The sequence below is a fragment of the Halomonas sp. DP8Y7-1 genome (assembly GCF_019801685.1).
Taxonomy (GTDB): domain Bacteria; phylum Pseudomonadota; class Gammaproteobacteria; order Pseudomonadales; family Halomonadaceae; genus Halomonas; species Halomonas litopenaei_A.
In genome coordinates this window covers 1-19140 of the sequence record NZ_JAHVIN010000002.1, presented here as the reverse complement: position 1 = coordinate 19140, position 19140 = coordinate 1, and the positions used below count along the sequence as shown (strand labels likewise).

At 59.2% G+C, this 19140-nt stretch carries 10 protein-coding genes; 8 read left to right on the top strand and 2 right to left on the bottom strand.

Annotated elements, in window-relative coordinates; translation table 11 throughout:
• Positions 1-474 precede the first annotated feature (474 nt).
• The 4 genes from KUV41_RS00850 (at position 475) to clpB (ending at position 10861) form a co-directional block, all read left to right on the top strand.
• Entirely contained in the window at positions 475-975 is a 501-nt protein-coding gene (locus tag KUV41_RS00850; protein WP_222483727.1) for a hypothetical protein, read from the top strand.
• Between the two features lie 135 nt (positions 976-1110).
• The gene (locus KUV41_RS00845) at positions 1111-3057 is read left to right on the top strand and encodes a hypothetical protein (protein ID WP_224908844.1); all 1947 of its coding nucleotides are present in this window, start codon (positions 1111-1113) and stop codon (positions 3055-3057) included.
• Positions 3058-3144: 87 nt separating this feature from the next.
• Positions 3145-8097, top strand: coding sequence for a DNA repair ATPase (locus tag KUV41_RS00840; RefSeq protein ID WP_222483726.1), 4953 nt, complete (start codon positions 3145-3147; stop codon positions 8095-8097).
• A gap of 181 nt (positions 8098-8278) precedes the next feature.
• Positions 8279-10861: an ATP-dependent chaperone ClpB gene (clpB, locus tag KUV41_RS00835; protein WP_222239140.1), complete on the top strand. Its 2583-nt coding sequence runs from the start codon at positions 8279-8281 to the stop codon at positions 10859-10861.
• A 301-nt stretch (positions 10862-11162) separates the two neighbouring features.
• Here clpB and KUV41_RS00830 read toward each other — a convergent pair whose 3' ends face one another.
• Positions 11163-12584 (bottom strand): sugar porter family MFS transporter, encoded by a 1422-nt coding sequence (locus tag KUV41_RS00830; RefSeq protein ID WP_222483886.1) that lies wholly within the window; start codon positions 12582-12584, stop codon positions 11163-11165.
• A gap of 620 nt (positions 12585-13204) precedes the next feature.
• On the opposite strand from KUV41_RS00830, the gene KUV41_RS00825 reads away from it, so the two are divergent.
• Positions 13205-14929, top strand: coding sequence for an acetolactate synthase 3 large subunit (locus tag KUV41_RS00825; protein ID WP_206943969.1), 1725 nt, complete (start codon positions 13205-13207; stop codon positions 14927-14929).
• Positions 14929-15420, top strand: coding sequence for an acetolactate synthase small subunit (gene ilvN, locus KUV41_RS00820; protein WP_206943968.1), 492 nt, complete (start codon positions 14929-14931; stop codon positions 15418-15420). Before KUV41_RS00825 ends, ilvN begins: the two co-directional genes overlap by 1 nt.
• Before the next feature lie 92 nt (positions 15421-15512).
• Here the strand turns inward: ilvN and ilvY are convergent, their stop codons facing one another.
• Positions 15513-16400 (bottom strand): HTH-type transcriptional activator IlvY, encoded by an 888-nt coding sequence (gene ilvY, locus KUV41_RS00815; RefSeq protein WP_206943966.1) that lies wholly within the window; start codon positions 16398-16400, stop codon positions 15513-15515.
• A gap of 223 nt (positions 16401-16623) precedes the next feature.
• Between ilvY and ilvC the strand changes: the two genes are divergently transcribed.
• The gene (ilvC, locus tag KUV41_RS00810) at positions 16624-17655 is read left to right on the top strand and encodes a ketol-acid reductoisomerase (RefSeq protein ID WP_224852159.1); all 1032 of its coding nucleotides are present in this window, start codon (positions 16624-16626) and stop codon (positions 17653-17655) included.
• 232 nt (positions 17656-17887) lie between these two features.
• Entirely contained in the window at positions 17888-18709 is an 822-nt protein-coding gene (pssA, locus tag KUV41_RS00805; protein ID WP_206943964.1) for a CDP-diacylglycerol--serine O-phosphatidyltransferase, read from the top strand.
• Positions 18710-19140: the final 431 nt, after the last annotated feature.

Below are 19140 nucleotides of genomic sequence, written 5' to 3'. Positions count from 1 at the left end.
TCTTTCCCTTCTTTTCGTGTGTTCTCCGCTGCTTCTCTTGTTCATGGCCCAGTACAGGCGCTATGTGGCACGGGTATCTCGACGCCAAGGTGCGTGCGTGGAAGGTCTGGCACGGGCGTTGCCCTGTAACGAGAGAAGGCAACGACAGGCTGACTGATGTTTCAGAGTTCATTTGTTTAGGTTGTTCCCGTGATGTGTCACTCGGGAACGGCTGTATCTCCGTGCCTTTTTTATGAATTTTTGAAATCGAGAAGCTTGTAGGACTATGGCTATGCCGTCCCTAAGAGGGAGGTGTTAGCGTCATCTTCTTGTGAAAGTGGGATCGACGTACACCGCAGCTGGGTATCCGTAATGTCCGGAGTGTCTCGTTTTTTTATTGTTGCATTTAATTTCCCTACATTGCTGTTCACGATACTTCTGATGGTGTCAGTGCTGTATTGGCTGATTACTCTATTGGGTTTTATGGATGGCGACATGACGGACCTGGTCGACATCGATGCGGAAGGGGCGTTTGATCTTTCCGGCCTGTTGGCGACGTTAGGTCTGCATGGTGTCCCCTTGCCCATGACGGTGACACTGCTGTCCCTGTTTTCCTGGCTTAGTAGCTACGTGCTTCAGCTGTCAGCTATCTCCTATCAGTGGTCCTCAGGCGGGTGGATGATGATCTCGCTGGGAATCCTGGTCATTTCCGTCGTGGCCGGTTATCTGCTTGCCGTCATACTGGCGCGATGGCTGCGCCCCGTATTTGCGACCTTGTATCAGCACCATCAAGAACACTGCATGGAAGGCTTGAGCGCTGTGGTGACAGGACTGGCCAGGGATAGCTGTCGAGGGCGGGCCAGGGTCAGCCGGGAAGGTGTCGATTTGACCGTGAATGTCAGGGCCGTAACGCCACTCAAGCATGGGATGAGAGTGCTGCTGGTGCGGGAAGAACGGGGGCTTTATTACTGGGTGGAAGATGTCACGCCGGGGTAAGTCTTGCTGGATCGATGTAGATCATGCTTCGCGAAGGTCTCCATAGTGCTTCGCAAGCCAACGTGGATATGCAACGTAGGCGCCGAAACATAACGATATACGACAGGGAATGGGGTGCAATCAATGGAAGATATTATGCCGTTTGAAATGGACTTTTCGTGGGTGATGCCCGCCTTGGTAGTGGTAGGCGTCATCGTGCTGGTCATTGTGTCAATCATGTTGTTGATCAAGGCTTTCTACAAGAAGATTGATCAAGGGCAGGCGTTGATCGTCAATGATATGTCCAAGACCCCCAAGGTCTACTTTACCGGGGCCATGGTACTGCCCGTCATTCATCGTGATGAAACGATGAAGATCTCGGTGATTACCCTGGAATTGAACCGCCAAGGGAAAGAAGGACTGATCTGCAAGGATAACCTGCGAGCAGATATCTCGGTCGCGTTCTATCTGCGTGTCAACGAGACCGCGCAGGATGTCCTGAGGGTCGCCAAGTCCGTTGGCGTCGACCGTGCTTCCGATAGAAACGCGGTGAATGAACTGTTCAATGCCAAGTTCAGTGAGGCACTCAAGACCGTCGGCAAGAAACTCGAGTTCATGCAGCTGTTCGAGGAGCGGCAGCGTTTTCGCGACATGATCATCCAGACCATCGGTGAAGATCTCAACGGCTATGTGCTGGAAGATGTCGCCATCGACTATCTGGAGCAGACGCCCAAGTCCGCCCTGGATCCCAATAACATCCTCGACTCTGAAGGCATTCGCCGCATTACCGAAATCACGGCGGCCCACAACGTGGATACCAACCGGCTTGAGCGCGACCAGGAGCTGGAAATCAAGCGCAAGAACGTCGCGGCCCGTGAGGCCTCGCTTGAGCTGGACAAGTCTCAGGCTGACGCCGAGGCCCGCCAGACTCGGGAAATCGAGACGATTCGAGCCCGTGAGGAAGCCGAGACAGAGCAGGTGAAGGAGCAGGAGCGGGCCAAGGCTGAAGCGGCGCGTATCAAGACCGACGAAGAGCTCGCCGTCGCCAGCGAGAACATGCGCCGTCAGGTCGAGATGGCCGAAAAGGCGCGGGAGCGCGCGGTACAGATCGAGGAAGTGCGTATCCAGCAGGCGCGTGAACTCGAGGACGTCAATCGTCAGCGCAGCGTCGAGGTCGAGCGTATCGGCATGGAGAAGACCCTGGAAGTCGAGCGCAAGGAGATCGCGGTGATCACCAGCGAGCGCATCTCGGTGGAGCGCAACGTGGCAGAGGAAGAAGAGCATATTCGGGATGTGCGAAACCGTGCCGAGGCTGATCGCCGCAAGGTCACCAGCGTGGTGGCCGCCGAGGCTGAGGCAGAAGAGACCAAGATCAAGGAGCTGCGCCTGGCCGAGGCCGCCTTCGAGCGTGCCAAGCTGGAGGCCGACGAAGTGCTGGTGCGTGCCCAGGCCGAGGCAGAGGCGGCGGAGAAGCGTGCGGTCGCAGATGAAAAGCAGGCTCGCGGCCAGCAGGCATTGGCGGCTGCCGAGGGATTGGCGCAGGCGCAGGTACAGGAAACTCGCGCCAAGGCCCTGCGTGCGGAGGGCTTGGTTGAGGCAGAGGTCATTTCGGTCAAGGCCAAGGCCGACGAAGATGCGGGTCTTGCGGATGTTCGAGTACTTGAACAGCGCCTCGAGGCAGAAGCGTCTGGTGAGGAAAAAATGGGGCTGGCGAAGGCGTCTGCTCGAGAAGCCCTGGCCCGGGCCGAAGCCAATGGTCTGGTCGAGAAGTTGAAGGCGTACGACGCCATGTCCGCCGATGCTCGTGAGTTCGAGCAGTTCCGCATGAACCTTGAGCTGCTTGAGAAGGAGACGCTGGCCAGCATCGATATGCAGCGTGTAGCGGTGCAGGAAAATGGACGAGTGATGGCGGAAGCACTGAAAGGCGCCAAGTTTGAGCTGATCGGCGGTGACGGTGGCATCTTCGATACCTTCTCCAAGGGGTTGGGGATCGGCAAGGGGGTGCAGGGCGTAATGGACAAGGCGCCCGCGCTGCAAACCCTCATGGCTGGTCTGGCCGGCAATGCAATGAGCCGTGCTTCTGCCAAGGATCATCAGCAGTAAGACGCTCACACATCCAGCGATAGCTCGGCCGTGTCCGGGCTATCGCAACGATGCTGCTTCCACTTCTGCAATAGGCATTCCGGCACCATGGCTGACTCCGATCCCCAACACGCCAAGCTTCACGAAGATGGTTCTTCCTATGCACTGCTTGCTCGCCGCCTGGCCACACAAGGGCAGCAACTCGAACGACTGAGCGCTTCCCTCAACACCCTGCGTGAACAGACCTTTGGCGCTACCTCGATGGTGTTGCTGGGGCGAGGTCGAGTGCGCACCGAGTTGAAGTCGATTGCCCGTGATGCCGTCCGTATTGGCGACCAAATGCTGTTTGGCTTTCACGTTCAGCTAGGCCTCAAGCGGGCGCTGCGCGTGGAGGATGTGTTTCGTCTCTATCGGGTCGATGACCAGGAGGATGCGTTTAGTGTTGCTGAGTTGGGGGTGTCGGAGAGCTTTCTGACCGACGAGCGTTTCAATACCGATTTTCAGGAACTCCAGCAGTACTACAGTCATGCCACGCTGTCCCAGTTGGTCATCCTCAAGGGCATGCTGCTGATGGACTTCCAGATTGGCGAGAAGCTCGAGGATCGTCGAGTCTTCCGCTGGGAGCTGGACGCCCTTGGCAACGTCAGTCGCTACATCGACAACCGCGGCGACCGTGACCTGAGTCTGCCTGACCGGTTTGACTTTGCCTGGCGGCGAGTCAGCAGAGACGACCATGTTCAGGGGCGTTCTCCGCACATCAATATTGCCGATACGCTGTTCGTCGATAACCTCGGCGGCTCGGTGACCTTCAAGGTCGAGAACAATACCGACAGCGGCGAGGGGATCTATACCGACAGGGTGGAGTCTGACTCGCAGTCGTTGGATGACGCCAGTGTCGAGTACGCCGACCTGGGCGAGCTGCTGCTCGTCAGGATTCGCCCTTTCGCCGAAAAGGTGATGCGCTACTACGCCTTCCACCGGCCGACGCGAGGTATTCAGCGCTGTGATGCGATGGATAGCGGCATTGTGCTGCTGCCAGACAACCACGGGCTGATGTTTGCGTCTGGGTATCTGCTCAGCAATGGTCAGCTCAAGACCTTTGACGTACCGGCCGAGCCCATGCGTCTGTTGCGATCCGTTCGCTCGCCCAACGGCGAAGATGTGCTGTACCACTTCTATGCCGGCAGCAGCGGGAGGGTGGTGTTCTATCGCTACAACCTGGTCACCAAGCAGGCCGATGCGCCATTGCTGGGACACGGTGCAGCGCTGTTCGATAACGGCCATCTGGTGCTGTTCAATGCGGAGCGTGAACCCTCGTTGGTGCACCCCTTGCAGATATGGATTACCCCCTTTCTGTCTGATATCCAGCATGCTCGCCACGCCGCTGACAATGACAGCCAGCTAGGCCGTATCGGTAACGCGGAGCTGGTTCGGGGACTGGCCGAGCTCAACGACCTGGCAGGGCTGGTGCGAGGATTGCAACCCTACGATGCGTACCTGGCGCAGCTGATCAAGGGCTGCGATCGCTTGCTCGAGCAGTACTACTGGATCGATGAAATACCCCTGCCGGGAGAAGACGGCGAGACGGATGTCCAGCACCTGCCTGAACAGATTCAGCGTATTCGTGAAACGGCCGAGACGATCGGCGACGAGTTTGAAAAAGTCGAAGAGATCCGTCGCCAATCCGCCGAGGCGGTCACCCGAGCGTCGGCACAGCTGAGCACACTGAAGCGAGGTATCACACCGGATAGCTGGCACCATCCAGAGCCATTTCTGCGACAGCTGAAGGCCGTTCGGCAGTTTCGCGGTGACGTGCGTACCCTGGCGCAGCGTCGTTATGTGGATGTTGAAGCGGTCGACAGCATGGACCAGACCGTGGCGGAGATCGAGCAGCGCCTGATCGACAGGACCCTTGCCTTTCTCGCCACCCCAGACGCCTTGCAGGGCTACCGCGATAGCCTTGCGGCGCTGGTGGACAGAAGTCAGCAGGCCACGGCTCGTCAGGCGCTGGCGGATTGCGTGGCGGACTATCGCGAGATCGCCGAAGGGTTGGACCTGGTTCAGGCCATGCTGGCTACCCTGGGTGGCAAGAATCCAGAGCTTGAGGTCAACGTCAATCAGATGCTGGCGACCGTTTTTGCCTCGCTCAATCGCGAGCGCACGTCAGCGGAACGACGCCTCGAGGAGCTCACGGTTGTCGAACAGAAGGCTCGCTTTGGAGCGCGCTTGCGACTGTTCGAACAGAGCCTGGCATCGGGTATCGCGGCCATTTCCGCGCCGGATGACGCCACTGAGCTATTGACCCGCATGTTGGACCTGCTGCAGGAACTGGAGGCCGAATTTGGCGAGCAGGCGGCGTTTCTCACCTCGATTGTTCAGCAGCGAGAGCATTGCCAGGAGGCCATCGAGACCAAGCGTGAACAGCTGGCTCAGCAGCGCCGTGGGCGGGTGATGGCGATGTCTCAGGCGGCTGAGCGGATCCTCGACGGTGTGCCTCGTCGGGCGGAGCGCTTCGAGGAAGAGGCGGCTCTGCAGGCCTTTCTCGCCGCCGACCCGATGATCGAGAAGGTCATCGACTCGGTCGCGAGCCTGCGTGAGCTGGGCGCCACCATGGAGGCGGATGATCTGGAGGCGCGGCTGGTGGCTGTCCGCGATGCGGCGTTGCGCAGCGTCAGGGATCGTGCCGACCTATTTGAAGACGGGGGGCAGGTTATCCGGCTGGGGCCGCGTCATCGCTTCTCCGTCAATCGCCAGGAGGTCTCGCTGACGCTGGTACCCAGAGACGACCAGCTCACTCTCCATATCACCGGTACCCAGTTTTACGAGGTGCTGACCTGTGCTGAGCTCCAGGCCCTGTCACCGCTATGGACGCAGCACCTGCCCTCCGAGTCGCCACAGGTCTATCGTGGTGAATATCTGGCGTATCGTTACCTGCAGCATGTCGATGCTGTCGTGGACACGGCGGACATGGATGCCCTCGAGGCGTCCGTTCGGCAGTTTGCGGCTCCCCGCTTCCGTGAAGGATACGAGCAAGGGGTGCATGACCATGATGCGGCTCGCATTATCGCGGTGCTCGAGCCGGCCCGACGTCAGGCGGGGCTGTTGCGCTTCTCGCCCTTGGCACGCGCTGTGGGTCTTCACTACTGGTTGGGGTTGCCGACCGCCGAGGCCCAGGAGTTGATTGCCCACTGTGTGGGCGCAGGACAGATACTGCGGGAATACGGAAGCGACGAGCTGAAACGCGACCTGGTGGCAGAACTCGCACCGCTGCTATCCACCTATGAGTTGGTGGTGGCGCTGGGGGCGGAGGAGCGCTGTCACGAAGCCGCGACGTATCTGGTCGAATGGCTGGCAGCCGATCAGCAGGGCATCGAGGTGTCTCAGCATGCGGACCGGTTGGCCAACGCCTTTCGCGAGGCGCTAGATCGTGGCCAGCAGAGAGCTGCCTTCGAGGCCATGCGACAGGTCCTGACCCGGCGTGCGGCAGACCGCTGGATGGCGACCCGACGCTGGCTGAGTGCCTGGAGTCACGCGGCGGGTATCGATGAGTTGGAGCGCTACTATCTGGACGAGGTAGTGGCGATGATCGACGCTGGCGACCAGCTGTCCTGGACGCCGCGGGAGGCTGAGTTGAGCGTTCCCGTCGAGGGATTGCTCGGCGATCATGGCCTGATCGAATCACGCAGGTTGATGCTTCGCCTTGATGACTTCGAGCATCGTCTCGAACACCATCTGGCACGGGTGGAGCCTGCGTGGGAGCAGCTGCAGGACCTGCGCAAGAGCGTGCTGGAAGAACAAGGCAGGCGTCTTGATGTCACTGCCTTCAGGCCTCGCCCGCTGACGTCCTTTGTACGCAACCGATTGATCAGCGAGAGCTATCTGCCGTTGATTGGCGACAACATGGCCAAACAACTGGGTACCGTGGGAGCGAAGCGACGCAGCGACCTGATGGGGCTGTTGATGCTGATTTCACCCCCCGGCTATGGCAAGACCACGCTGATGGAGTATGTCGCCCATCGTCTGGGCCTTATCTTCATGAAGATCAACTGCCCGAGTCTGGGGCGAGAGGTGACATCACTCGATCCACAGAAGGCGCCTCATGCCACGGCACGAGCCGAACTGGAGAAGGTCAACCTGGCGCTGGAAATGGGCAACAACGTCATGCTCTATCTTGATGACATCCAGCACACGGATCCAGAGTTCCTGCAGAAGTTCATCTCGCTGAGCGACGCCACACGCACCATCGATGGTGTCTGGCGCGGCACCTCGCGTACCTATCAGTTGCGGGGAAAACGCTTCTGCATTGTGATGGCCGGCAATCCCTATACCGAGGAGGGCAAGGCGTTTCGTGTGCCTGACATGCTTGCCAACCGTGCTGATATCTACAATCTCGGCGATATTCTCTCCGGCACAGCGACCATCTTTGCCCAGTCGTACATCGAGAATAGCTTGAGCGCTCACCCGGTGCTGGCCCCCCTGTTGACCCGGGGTATGGAGGACGTTTACCGGTTCATCGACATGGCCGCTGGCAGGGAGGTGCCGGTCAGTGAGCTGGAACATGACTACAGTGGGGCAGAAAGAGATGAGATCGTCGCCCTGCTGACCAGAATGCACCGGATACGCGACGTCATTCTCAAGGTCAATGGCGCTTATATCGCGTCCAGTGCCCAAGCCGATAGCTACCGGGAAGAGCCTCCATTTCTGCTTCAAGGCAGCTATCGCAACATGGCCAAGTTGGTGGAGAAGCTGTCTCCTGCGATGACCGACGGCGATATCGATGCACTGATCGACGATCACTACCTGGGTGAGGCGCAACTGCTGACCAGCGGTGCGGAAGAAAACCTGCTCAAGCTGCGTGCCTTGAGGGGCACGCTGGACCCCGACGATGCAGCGCGCTGGGCCTCGGTGTGTGCAGAGTACCGTCGGCGTCAGCAGGCGGGGGGAGACGAGGATGTGGGGGCCAAGGTCGTCATGCAGCTTGGACGGATTGCCGAAGGGCTGGGGCAGGGGGTGTCGAGTCGTCAGCGAGACCGTGATTCGCAGCTCTGCGACAGGACCTAGTGTCGATATGTCACCTGCCAGCCTGCGCCTGGAGTCTAAGCCCCTGGCGTTGCAGCACGCCCGCTGCAGCAGCGCTAACCCGACTTGAAACCTTGCTAAAGCACCGCCATATCTCTGTCAAGTCACATTGACAGGGTCACGCGGTGCGTCCGATCGCATCGCCATCCCCAAGGAGATATCGATGCGTTTCGACAAGTTTACTGCAAAGCTTCAGCAAGCCATTGCCGATGCCCAGTCGTTGGCCGTGGGCCGTGGACACAATCAGATGGAGCCCGCACACCTGCTGCTGGCACTGCTCGACAATCGCGATACCGGCATCAAGGCGCTGGTCCAGAAGGCCGGCGGCGATGCCGCAAGGATGCGAGATGGACTCGCAGGTCTGCTCGACGATATGCCAAAGGTTGCCCACTTTGATGGCGAGGTGCAGCCCTCTCGCGATTTGATAAAGCTGTTCAACTTGACCGATGCAGAGGCCCAGAAACGCGGCGATCAATATATCGCCAGCGAGTTGGTGCTACTGGCCGCGCTGGCCATGAAGCACGCGGTATCAAAGGTCCTTACCCAGGCAGGGGTCACCCAGGCGTCTCTGCAGACGGCGATTGATAGCGTTCGAGGTGGCCAGAAGGTGGATGATGCCAACGCCGAGGACAGTCGTGAGGCGCTGGAGAAGTACACCCTGGATCTGACCCAGCGGGCTGCGGATGGCAAGCTGGATCCGGTCATTGGTCGCGATGATGAAATCCGTCGCACCATTCAAGTACTGCAGCGGCGCACCAAGAACAACCCGGTATTGATCGGCGAGCCAGGGGTCGGCAAGACGGCTATCGTCGAGGGCCTGGCGAGTCGCATCATCAATGGTGAAGTGCCAGAAGGGCTGAAGGACAAGCGCGTGCTGTCGCTGGATATGGGAGCCCTGTTGGCTGGCGCCAAGTTTCGTGGTGAGTTCGAGGAGCGCCTGAAGTCGGTGTTGAATGAGCTGGCTCAGGAAGAGGGCCGGGTCATCCTGTTTATTGACGAACTGCACACCATGGTGGGCGCAGGCAAGGCCGAGGGGGCGATGGACGCCGGCAATATGCTAAAGCCGGCGCTGGCTCGCGGTGAGTTGCACTGTGTCGGTGCCACCACCCTTGACGAGTATCGTCAGTACATCGAGAAAGATGCCGCGCTCGAACGTCGCTTCCAGAAGGTGCTGGTGGATGAGCCGAGCGAAGAGGATACCGTTGCGATTCTGCGCGGGCTCAAGGAGCGCTACGAAGTTCATCACGGTGTGGATATCACGGACGGGGCGATCATCGCTGCCGCCAAGCTGTCGACCCGCTACATTACCGATCGGCAGTTGCCGGACAAGGCCATTGACCTGATCGACGAGGCCTCGTCACGTATTCGCATGGAGCTGGATTCCAAGCCTGAGGAGATGGACCGTCTGGATCGTCGCCTGATTCAGCTCAAGATGGAGCGTGAGCACCTCAAGAAGGAAACTGATGAAGCCTCGCGCAAGCGACTGGAAACCCTCGTCGAGCAGATCGAGGAGCTGGAGCGTGAATACGCTGATCTCGACGAGATCTGGAAGGCCGAGAAAGCCAGCATTCAGGGAGCTGCCCAATTCAAGGATGAGCTTGATCGCGCGCGGGTAGATCTGGAGCAGGCACGACGCCAGGGTGACCTCGGGCGCATGTCGGAGCTTCAGTACGGGGTGATTCCGGAGCTTGAGAAGAAGATTGCCGAGAGCGGAGACGCGGAAGCCGATACGCGCCATCACACCCTGCTGCGCTCCAACGTCACCGAGGAGGAAATTGCCGAGGTCGTATCCCGGTGGACCGGCATTCCGGTGGCCAAGATGCTGGAGGGCGAGCGCGACAAGTTATTGCGCATGGAAGAGGCGCTCCACGAGCGCGTCATCGGCCAGGAAGAGGCGGTCACAGCGGTGTCCAATGCGGTGCGCCGTTCACGCGCAGGATTGGCAGATCCTCAGCGTCCCAATGGCTCTTTCCTGTTCCTCGGCCCCACCGGCGTGGGCAAGACCGAACTGTGCAAGTCGTTGGCCAACTTCCTGTTCGATACCGAGGAAGCCATGGTTCGCATCGACATGTCTGAATTCATGGAGAAGCATTCCGTTGCACGCTTGATCGGCGCTCCTCCCGGATACGTCGGCTATGAAGAAGGTGGGTACCTGACCGAGGCGGTGCGTCGCAAGCCGTATTCGGTGTTGTTGCTGGATGAGGTGGAAAAAGCCCACCCAGACGTCTTCAACATTCTGCTGCAGGTGCTGGAGGACGGGCGCCTGACCGATGGGCAGGGGCGCACCGTGGATTTCCGTAATACGGTCATCGTCATGACGTCGAATCTGGGCTCCGACATCATTCAGCATTTTGGTGGGGATGACGCAGACTATGACAGCATGCGCCAGGCAGTGATGGAGGTAGTGGGCACCCACTTCCGCCCAGAGTTGATCAACCGAATCGACGAGGTGGTGGTCTTCCACGCGCTTGGGCAAGAGCAGATTCAAGAGATCGCCGGCATCCAGCTTGAGCGCTTGCGTTCGCGTCTGGCTGAACACGAACTGGGGTTGGAGGTCAGCGACGAAGCGCTGGCTTTGTTGGCGGTGGTCGGCTTCGACCCCGTCTATGGCGCACGTCCCTTGAAGCGAGCGGTGCAAAGCCGTATCGAGAATCCGCTGGCCCAGGACTTGCTGGCGGGCAAGTTCACCCCCGGAGAGGTGATTCGAGTGGTGGCGGATGACGGTCAGCTACGTTTTGCCCACTGACGTGTGCCCGGTCGTCCGTCTGTTTAAGCCCTTGGGTGTCATCCCCTTCCTCATGAAGGGGATGAGTTCACTTACAGTCTCTGCTGTTATGAAGTATCGGTAAGCGTTATCAGGCAGATTTCATGCCTCTCGCTATACTGAAGTTCAGGTTGCGTCCTGTGACCCCCTTGCCCGCCCGGTTCCCCACCCGGCGGGCTTTTTGATAGCAGGGGCGGGCTATTGTGACAGCAGGGCCGGGCTATTGTGACAGCAGGGCCGGGCAATGTTGATAGCGGTGCCAGGTCTCTCGCTGGCCCATCGTTCAGCGCAGGACACGTGCCCCGGAAAGGCGGACCCGGCGCAGCCTGACGTTGTCGCCTACCAGATGTCGTTGCAGCTCTTCCAGACTGACGTTTTTGGTTTCAGGCATCAGGAATATCACGAAAAGCAGTTGCAGCAGCATCATGAGGGCGAAGAAAGCAAACACCGGGCCACCATTGAAGGTGCTGAGAATCCAGGGCATGACCAAGGTAATCAGCGCCGCAAATACCCAGTGAATGGAGGCGCCAAACGATTGTCCTCGGGCGCGCACGTGGTTGGGAAACACCTCCGAGATAAAGACCCAGATAACGGCACCCTGGCTGATGGCGTGGGCCGCAATAAACAGTGCCAGCAGCATGGGAACCTCGATGCCGCCTAGGGCCTCTGCAAAGAAGGCTCGTGAGATCATGACCAGAGAGACCAGGTATCCCGCCGATCCTATGAACAGCAGAGTGCGTCGCCCGAAGCGGTCAATCAGCGACATGCCGATCATGGTAAAGATGAGATTGACCAATCCGATGCCAGCGGTGGAGAGCAAGGCGGCTTGGCTGCCCAGCTCGGCTGCCTCGAGCACTCGTGGGGCATAGTAGATGATGAAGTTGATGCCCGAGAGTTGGTTGAAGAAGGCAATCAGAAAGGCCAGCAGAAGCGGTAGGCGATAGCGTCGTGAAAAGAAGGGGGCTTTGGCAGACTGCTCTTGCGCTTCTGCGTCACGGATGGCGGCGATGTCGGCATCCACGTCTGCTGCGGGATTGATCAAGCGCAGCACGCTTGCCGCTTCCTCGATAGCGTTCTTGTTCAGGATCAGCCAGCGTGGACTGCGTGGCACACGGGTGATCATGAGGGTGTAGATCAGCGCAGGAACGGCCTCAATGCCGAGCATCCAGCGCCAGGCGTCATCGCCGATCACGCTGCCGATCACATAGTTCGACACGAACGCCATCAGGATGCCAAACACGATGTTGAACTGATAAAGGGCAACGAGAAAGCCACGCTGGCGCGGTGGGGCAATTTCCGAAATGTAGGTTGGCGCAGCGACGGAAGAAATCCCCACGCCAATCCCTCCGATCAGACGGAAGAAGGCAAATAGCCAAGGATCGGACACGATGGCCGACCCCACCGCAGAGACCAGATACAAGACGCCGATCATCAATAGGGTGGCGCGCCGGCCGAGCGTATCGGTGGGCCAGTTGCCGAAAATGGCACCGATGACTGTGCCCCACAGCGCCATCGACATGATCAGCAGGCCATGCTGCAGGTCGCTTAGCCCCCACAGGGATTGAATCGGCTTGTCGGCGCCGGAAATGACCGCCGTGTCGAAGCCGAAGAGAAAGCCCGCAAGGGCGACGGTGATGGACCATTGGACGATTCTGGACATGGCAAGTCCTCGTTGAGCTGTTGTGATTGTCGTCAAAGAGAGCATGATGAAAAGATGAATCGATTCACTCATGCGGCATCCTGTGCTCTCGGCCAAGTGCCCGCGAAGGTGTTGCCCAGGAGCGCACGCGCGCGTTACAGGCTTGGTTCGTGTGGTGACGATGGGCTGGATGTGAAAAAGTGAATCGTGTCACCTGTCCATCTCATTACAGCAGCCAAGCAGGAATACTTCGAGCTCCAGGGCTTAGACATTGGTCGTGGGCATGGCCAATGCAGGTGATCCATCACCGCGATAACGGGATCGCCTGCACGGTGCAGGGAGCGTGCGGGTCAAGAACGGCGGTTGACAGTCACTGGGCGCTATTGGAATCTTGTGGGTTCCTGACTGCGGGCGCGGCACCATGGGAGACCCCCCAACGCCGCGTGAAGGGTAGGCCTGCGTGCCTCTACCCGCCGAAGGACTTCCAGGTGAGGGTTAACCGCCCCGCCTGGCCAACGCCCCGACGCGGTGACCCGCCGTGATGAGAGTGCAGGCCCCAACCGGGCCGACGGACGCCAGGGTTTGGCATCAGGTGCCGGTGCGCCGGCAGCAGCATATCGCTGCACTCGACTTCGTGCCGATAACCGGTACGAATCGCACTCGAGACCTCCAGGGGAGATACATCTGTGGAATTGCTTTCAGGCGCGGACATGATCGCCCGCTTCCTCCAGGATGAGGGCGTGGAATACATCTACGGCTATCCAGGCGGCGCCGCGCTACACATCTACGACGCCTTGTTCCGTCAGGACAAGGTCAAGCACATCCTCGTGCGCCACGAACAGGCTGCCACCCATGCCGCCGATGGCTATGCGCGTGCCTCGGGCAATCCTGGCGTCGTGCTGGTGACGTCTGGTCCAGGTGCCACCAACGCGGTGACCGGCATCGCGACCGCTTACATGGACTCGATTCCGATGGTCGTGCTTTGCGGTCAGGTCATGAGTCACCTGATTGGTGACGATGCCTTCCAGGAAACCGATATCGTCGGTGTGACCCGCCCGATCGTGAAACATAGCTTCTCGATCAAGCACCCCAGCGAAATTCCCGAGGTGCTGAAGAAGGCATTTTACCTGGCAGCGACGGGCCGTCCTGGTCCTGTTCTGGTCGATATCCCGAAAGATATGACGGCCCCCACCGAGCGTTACGAGTACGTCTACCCGAAAAAGGTAAAGATTCGCTCGTACAACCCGGTGAGCCGCGGCCATACCGGTCAGATCAAGAAGGCGGTGGAGTTGATGCTGAAGGCGCGCCGTCCGGTCTTCTATACGGGGGGCGGTGTCGTACAGGGGCGTGCCAGCGAAGGCCTCACCGATCTGGTCAAGCAGCTTGGCTTTCCTATCACCACCACGTTGATGGGCATCGGTGCTTATCCCCAGAGTGACAGTCAGTGCCTTGGCTGGCTGGGGATGCACGGTAGCTACGAATCCAACATGGCCATGCACCATGCGGATCTGGTGATCGCCATCGGTGCGCGCTTCGACGATCGCGTTACCAACAACACGTCCAAGTTTTGCCCTACGGCGAAGATCATCCACGTCGACATCGACCCAAGCTCGGTGTCAAAGACGGTGCGTGCAGACGTGCCGATCGTGGGCCCGGCCGCCAGTGTGATCAACGAGATGATCAGCCTGGTGCAAGGTCATGAGATTGCCAATCCGGAGGCACTCAAGGACTGGTGGAAGACCATCGATGGTTGGCGCGAGGACCGCAAGGGCAAGCTCTACGAGCCCTCCAAGCCGGGAGAAGTGCTCAAGCCCCAGGAAGTCATCGAGGCCATCTGCCGGGTAACGCGGGGTGAAGCCTTCGTTACCACCGATGTTGGGCAGCACCAGATGTTTGCGGCGCAGTACTACAAGTTTGACAAGCCCAACCGCCTGATCACGTCTGGTGGCCTGGGCACGATGGGGTTCGGGTTTCCGGCGGCCATGGGCGTCAAGCAGAACTTCCCCGAGGAAGAAGTCGTCTGCGTCACCGGCGAAGGCAGCTTCCAGATGATGATGCAGGAGCTTTCCACCTGTAAGCAGTTTGGTGGTGGGGTCAAGATCATCAATCTGAACAACGGTTCCCTGGGGATGGTGAGGCAGTGGCAGGACCTCAACTACAAGTCGCGTCACGCGCACTCTTACATGGAGTCGCTGCCGGACTTCCAGATGCTGATCCAGTCCTACGGCTTCACGGCGTTGAGGGTCGAGAAGAAGGAAGATCTCGAGGAAGCCTTGGCAAGAACCTTTGCAGACACCCATGAGCTGGTGTTCCTCGATGTCGCGGTGGACCCGCACGAGCACGTCTATCCGATGCAGGTGCCCCTGGGCTCCATGCGTGACATGCTGCTTTCCAAGACGGAGCGGACCTGATGCGACATATCATCTCGATTCTGATGGAAAACGAACCGGGTGCGCTGTCGCGGGTCGTGGGACTGTTTTCTCAGCGCAACTTCAACATTGAAACCCTCAATGTGGCGCCGACAGACGACCCGACACTGTCGCGTCTGACGGTGACCACCGTTGGTGATGACCGGGTGATCGAGCAGATCACCAAGCATCTCAACAAGTTGATTGATGTGGTCAAACTGGTGGATCTCACCGAAGGCAACCACATCGAGCGAGAGTTGATGCTGGTGAAGGTGAAAGCGCTGGGTGCCGCCCGCGACGAGGTCAAGCGCACGGTGGATATCTTCCGGGCTCAGATTGTCGATGTGACTCCGAGTCTGTATACCGTGCAGATCACCGGAGATGCAGAAAAGCTCGATGCCTTTCTGCAGGCCATGGGGCCGGTCGGCGTCCTTGAAGTGGCGCGTACCGGGGTGTCCGGTATTGCCCGTGGTGACAAGGTGCTTAGCCTGTAGCGGCGGTCGTGATCGTGTGGCCAGCACTTGGCTTTCGCGCTCACTGCACACGCCTTGCGCCGCCCTTCGGGGCGGCGTTTTCATGGGTGGTGTCAGCGTTCCACGACTTCCTGCCACAGGGCATCGATCAACGGGCTCTTCAGGCGACGCTCCAGTACGCATAGACCCACATCGTAGTAAGGCAGTTCCGGCTTCACCGGCAGCATCCTGACCCGTTCAGCCAGAGGGCTTGCCTCCAGCACGATACGGGGTACGACTCCGATCCCGAAGCCCAGTCCGACCATGCTGACGATGGCCTCGTGCCCGGCAACCTGAGCGTAGATCGTCGGATTTACCCCCAGCGCCTTGAACCAGGTGTCAGCCAGCTCCCGCGACAGCCCACCCTCCGACAGAATCATGGGAACACCCTGCCACTGTGGTTGGCTGGGGCTCATCGGCTGCTGCGGAATCCACGGCTGCGACTCCTGGGGAGCAATGAACACGAGGGCCGAGCGGGTCAGTGACTTGAAGGCGAGCCCTTCCGGCATTCGCCTGGGACGCGAGGTGATCGCCATGTCCTCTTCGCCGTTAAGGACTCGCTGGATGGCCCGAGCCGGATCGCCGGTATGCAGCTTCAGCTCGATATCAGGATAGCGCTGACGGAACTCCGCCAGCAGGCTGTAGAGGAAGCTGTAGCTGGCCGTTACGGAGCAATAGATGCTGATTTCACCGCTCAAGCGCATCGCCGTCGACTGGAGCGACAGCCGTACCTGCTCCCACTGTTCCAGTGCTTCCTTGGCGTAGCGCTGGAAGTGATGCCCCTGAGGGGTCATGACGACGTGGCGGTTGTCGCGTTGGAACAGACTCACTCCGAGCTGGTCCTCCAGCTGTTGAATCGAGCGACTAAGCGTTGATGGGCTGACATGGCACGATTCGCTGGCGCGGCCAAAGTGCAGCGTGTCCGCCAGGGCGAGAAAGTGCTTCAGCAGGCGTAGGTCCATATCGCACCGAGCAAGAAAGAGAGGGAATGTCTGCGTTTCACATATTGGGATGTAGTATTGCAAATATAGCGTTTTACGCAATACAGGTGCGCGGGTAAGGTGGCTGCATGGATGGGCGACCTGGTCATGGCCGGTCGACACTCGCCCAGCGCCGCACAAGACGGCGCGGGTGGCCATCAACGCTGAACACCACAAGACCTATTAACGCCGAGCAGGCAAACGAATCCAGGAGCACCAGATGCGCGTTTATTACGACAAGGACTGTGACCTTCAGCTGATCCAGAGCAAGCAGGTCACCATCGTGGGTTACGGTTCTCAGGGCCATGCCCATGCCAACAACCTGAAAGAGTCTGGCGTTTCCGTGACCGTTGCCCTGCGTCCCGGGTCTTCCTCGGCGGCCAAGGCCGAAGCGGCAGGTCTCAAGGTGGCCTCCGTCGCTGAGGCATGCCAGTCTGCTGACGTCGTCATGGTGCTGGCACCTGACGAGAATCAGAAGGCCATCTATGAGCAGGATATCGAGCCGAACCTCAAGGAAGGTGCGACGCTGGCATTCGCTCATGGTTTCAACATCCACTACAACCAGATCGAGCCGCGCAAGGATCTGGACGTGGTGATGATTGCTCCGAAGGCACCTGGTCACACCGTGCGCTCCGAGTTCACTCGCGGCGGCGGCATCCCGGACCTGATCGCTATCCATCAGGACGCGACTGGCCAAGCCAAAGAGCTGTGCCTGTCCTATGCGGCAGCCATTGGTGGCGGTCGTAGCGGGATTATCGAGACCACCTTCAAGGATGAGACCGAGACTGACCTCTTTGGTGAGCAGGCGGTGCTGTGTGGTGGTGCAGTAGAACTGGTCAAGGCCGGCTTCGAGACGCTGACGGAAGCAGGCTACGCGCCTGAGATGGCCTACTTCGAGTGTCTGCACGAGCTGAAGCTGATCGTCGATCTGATGTATGAAGGCGGTATCGCCAACATGAACTACTCCATCTCCAACAACGCGGAGTATGGCGAGTACGTGACCGGCCCTGAGGTCATCAACGACGAGTCTCGCGCGGCGATGCGCAATGCGCTCAAGCGTATCCAGACGGGTGAATATGCCAAGATGTTCATCAACGAAGGCAACACCAACTATCCGTCCATGACGGCGCGTCGTCGCCTGAATGCGGAGCACGAGATTGAGCAGGTTGGCGAGAAGCTGCGTGGCATGATGCCGTGGATCGCCGCCAATCAGCTGGTCGACAAGACCAAGAACTGATGCAGCCCTGTCTGGGCGACCGTCAGGTCGTCCAGACTGCCGGCGTATAGCAAAAGGGAGAAGCTGAGGCTTCTCCCTTTTGCGTTTGCTGGCATCGCGCTGTTAGCGCGCCTGAGGTGGGGAGTCCTATCACGAGTCTGGGGCAAGACAAGAGTTGCCTTGACGTCGGCAGGGCGGTGAAGGTTGAGTGGTGTAGAATGCCTTTCATACCCGAAGCCAATGGATGACAGAGATGAGCGAAGACGCAGGCAAGCGTGAGCCGACCCCGCGGGAGTCGCAGGAAGAAGATCTGGCAAGCGCCTTCATGCGGGAGTCCGAAGTTGTGGAGGAGGCAGTGGAGGACGGCAAGAAGGTGCGCCGGCGGGGGATCTATCTGTTGCCCAACCTGTTTACGACCTCAGCGCTGTTTTCCGGCTTCTTTGCTGTGGTGGCGGCTCTCAATGGTGACTTTACTGCAGCGTCGGTAGCGATCTTCATTGCCATGGTGCTCGATGGGCTGGATGGGCGCGTGGCGCGTTTGACCAATACCCAAAGTGAGTTCGGTGCGGAGTATGACAGCCTGGCGGACATGATTTCCTTTGGCATGGCGCCCGGGCTTGTCGCCTTCACCTGGATTCTTCAGGACATCGGCAAGACGGGTTGGGTGGTGGCCTTTCTTTATGTCGCTTGCGCGGCCTTGAGACTGGCGCGATTCAATGTCCAGATCGGCAGTGTCGACAAGAAATGGTTTATCGGGTTGCCCAGCCCCTCGGCGGCGGCACTGGTGGCTGCCAGCGTCTGGACCTTCCACAGCTTCGATGCCACTGCACTCGGGTTCAAGTTGCTGATGCTGCTGGTGGTGGGTGCTGCCGGCATCTTGATGGTCAGCAATATTCGCTATTACAGCTTCAAGGACGTGGACTTGAAAGGCCCCGTACCCTTTGTGGTGCTGCTGGCCATCGTGCTTGGCTTTGTGGTGATCTCCATCGAGCCTTCGGTCATGCTGTTGTTGCTGTTTGGAACCTATGTCGCATCGGGTCCTGCATTGGCGTTGATGCGCAAGCTGAAATCCTGAGTTCCCGTCGATTAAGCGAGCTGGCGGATTTCTGCCAGCTCGCTGCCTGGCTGGCGTAGCCGCTTTCTGCTCGCGATCAGCGGTTCTCGCTCTTTTCTTCTTCTCCCGCTCCCTTCCTTCGCCTTCGGCTCTCCCTCTCTGCTTTTCCCCCTCTCTGCTGTTCTCCCCATCCTTCGGCGCTTGGTACCTGGACTTGAACGCCCTACAGCTTGCCCTTGTGCTCCCCGTTTGGGCGCACGGTTATCCACTGAGGTGTCATGAGGAGAGGGGTGTGGATAAGGACGATGTGCCGGTGCGCACTTTTTTTACGTCAGGCTATTGCCAAGCTGCCTCGAGATCCGTAAAGTACGCATCCGCTGCCGGCGACGAGCAAACGTCACAGGCGGTGAAGAGTGGTAAAAGTAGTTGATTTGGAAAGGCTTTTTTTAGCT

Bases quoted from the DNA above. Each gene is read 5' to 3' on its own strand.
- KUV41_RS00850 (WP_222483727.1), top strand. From the start codon at position 475: ATGACGGACCTGGTCGACATCGATGCGGAAGGGGCGTTTGATCTTTCC.
- KUV41_RS00845 (WP_224908844.1), top strand. From the start codon at position 1,111: ATGCCGTTTGAAATGGACTTTTCGTGGGTGATGCCCGCCTTGGTAGTG.
- KUV41_RS00840 (WP_222483726.1), top strand. From the start codon at position 3,145: ATGGCTGACTCCGATCCCCAACACGCCAAGCTTCACGAAGATGGTTCT.
- clpB (WP_222239140.1), top strand. From the start codon at position 8,279: ATGCGTTTCGACAAGTTTACTGCAAAGCTTCAGCAAGCCATTGCCGAT.
- KUV41_RS00830 (WP_222483886.1), bottom strand. From the start codon at position 12,584: ATGCTCTCTTTGACGACAATCACAACAGCTCAACGAGGACTTGCCATG.
- ilvN (WP_206943968.1), top strand. From the start codon at position 14,929: ATGCGACATATCATCTCGATTCTGATGGAAAACGAACCGGGTGCGCTG.
- ilvY (WP_206943966.1), bottom strand. From the start codon at position 16,400: ATGGACCTACGCCTGCTGAAGCACTTTCTCGCCCTGGCGGACACGCTG.
- pssA (WP_206943964.1), top strand. From the start codon at position 17,888: ATGAGCGAAGACGCAGGCAAGCGTGAGCCGACCCCGCGGGAGTCGCAG.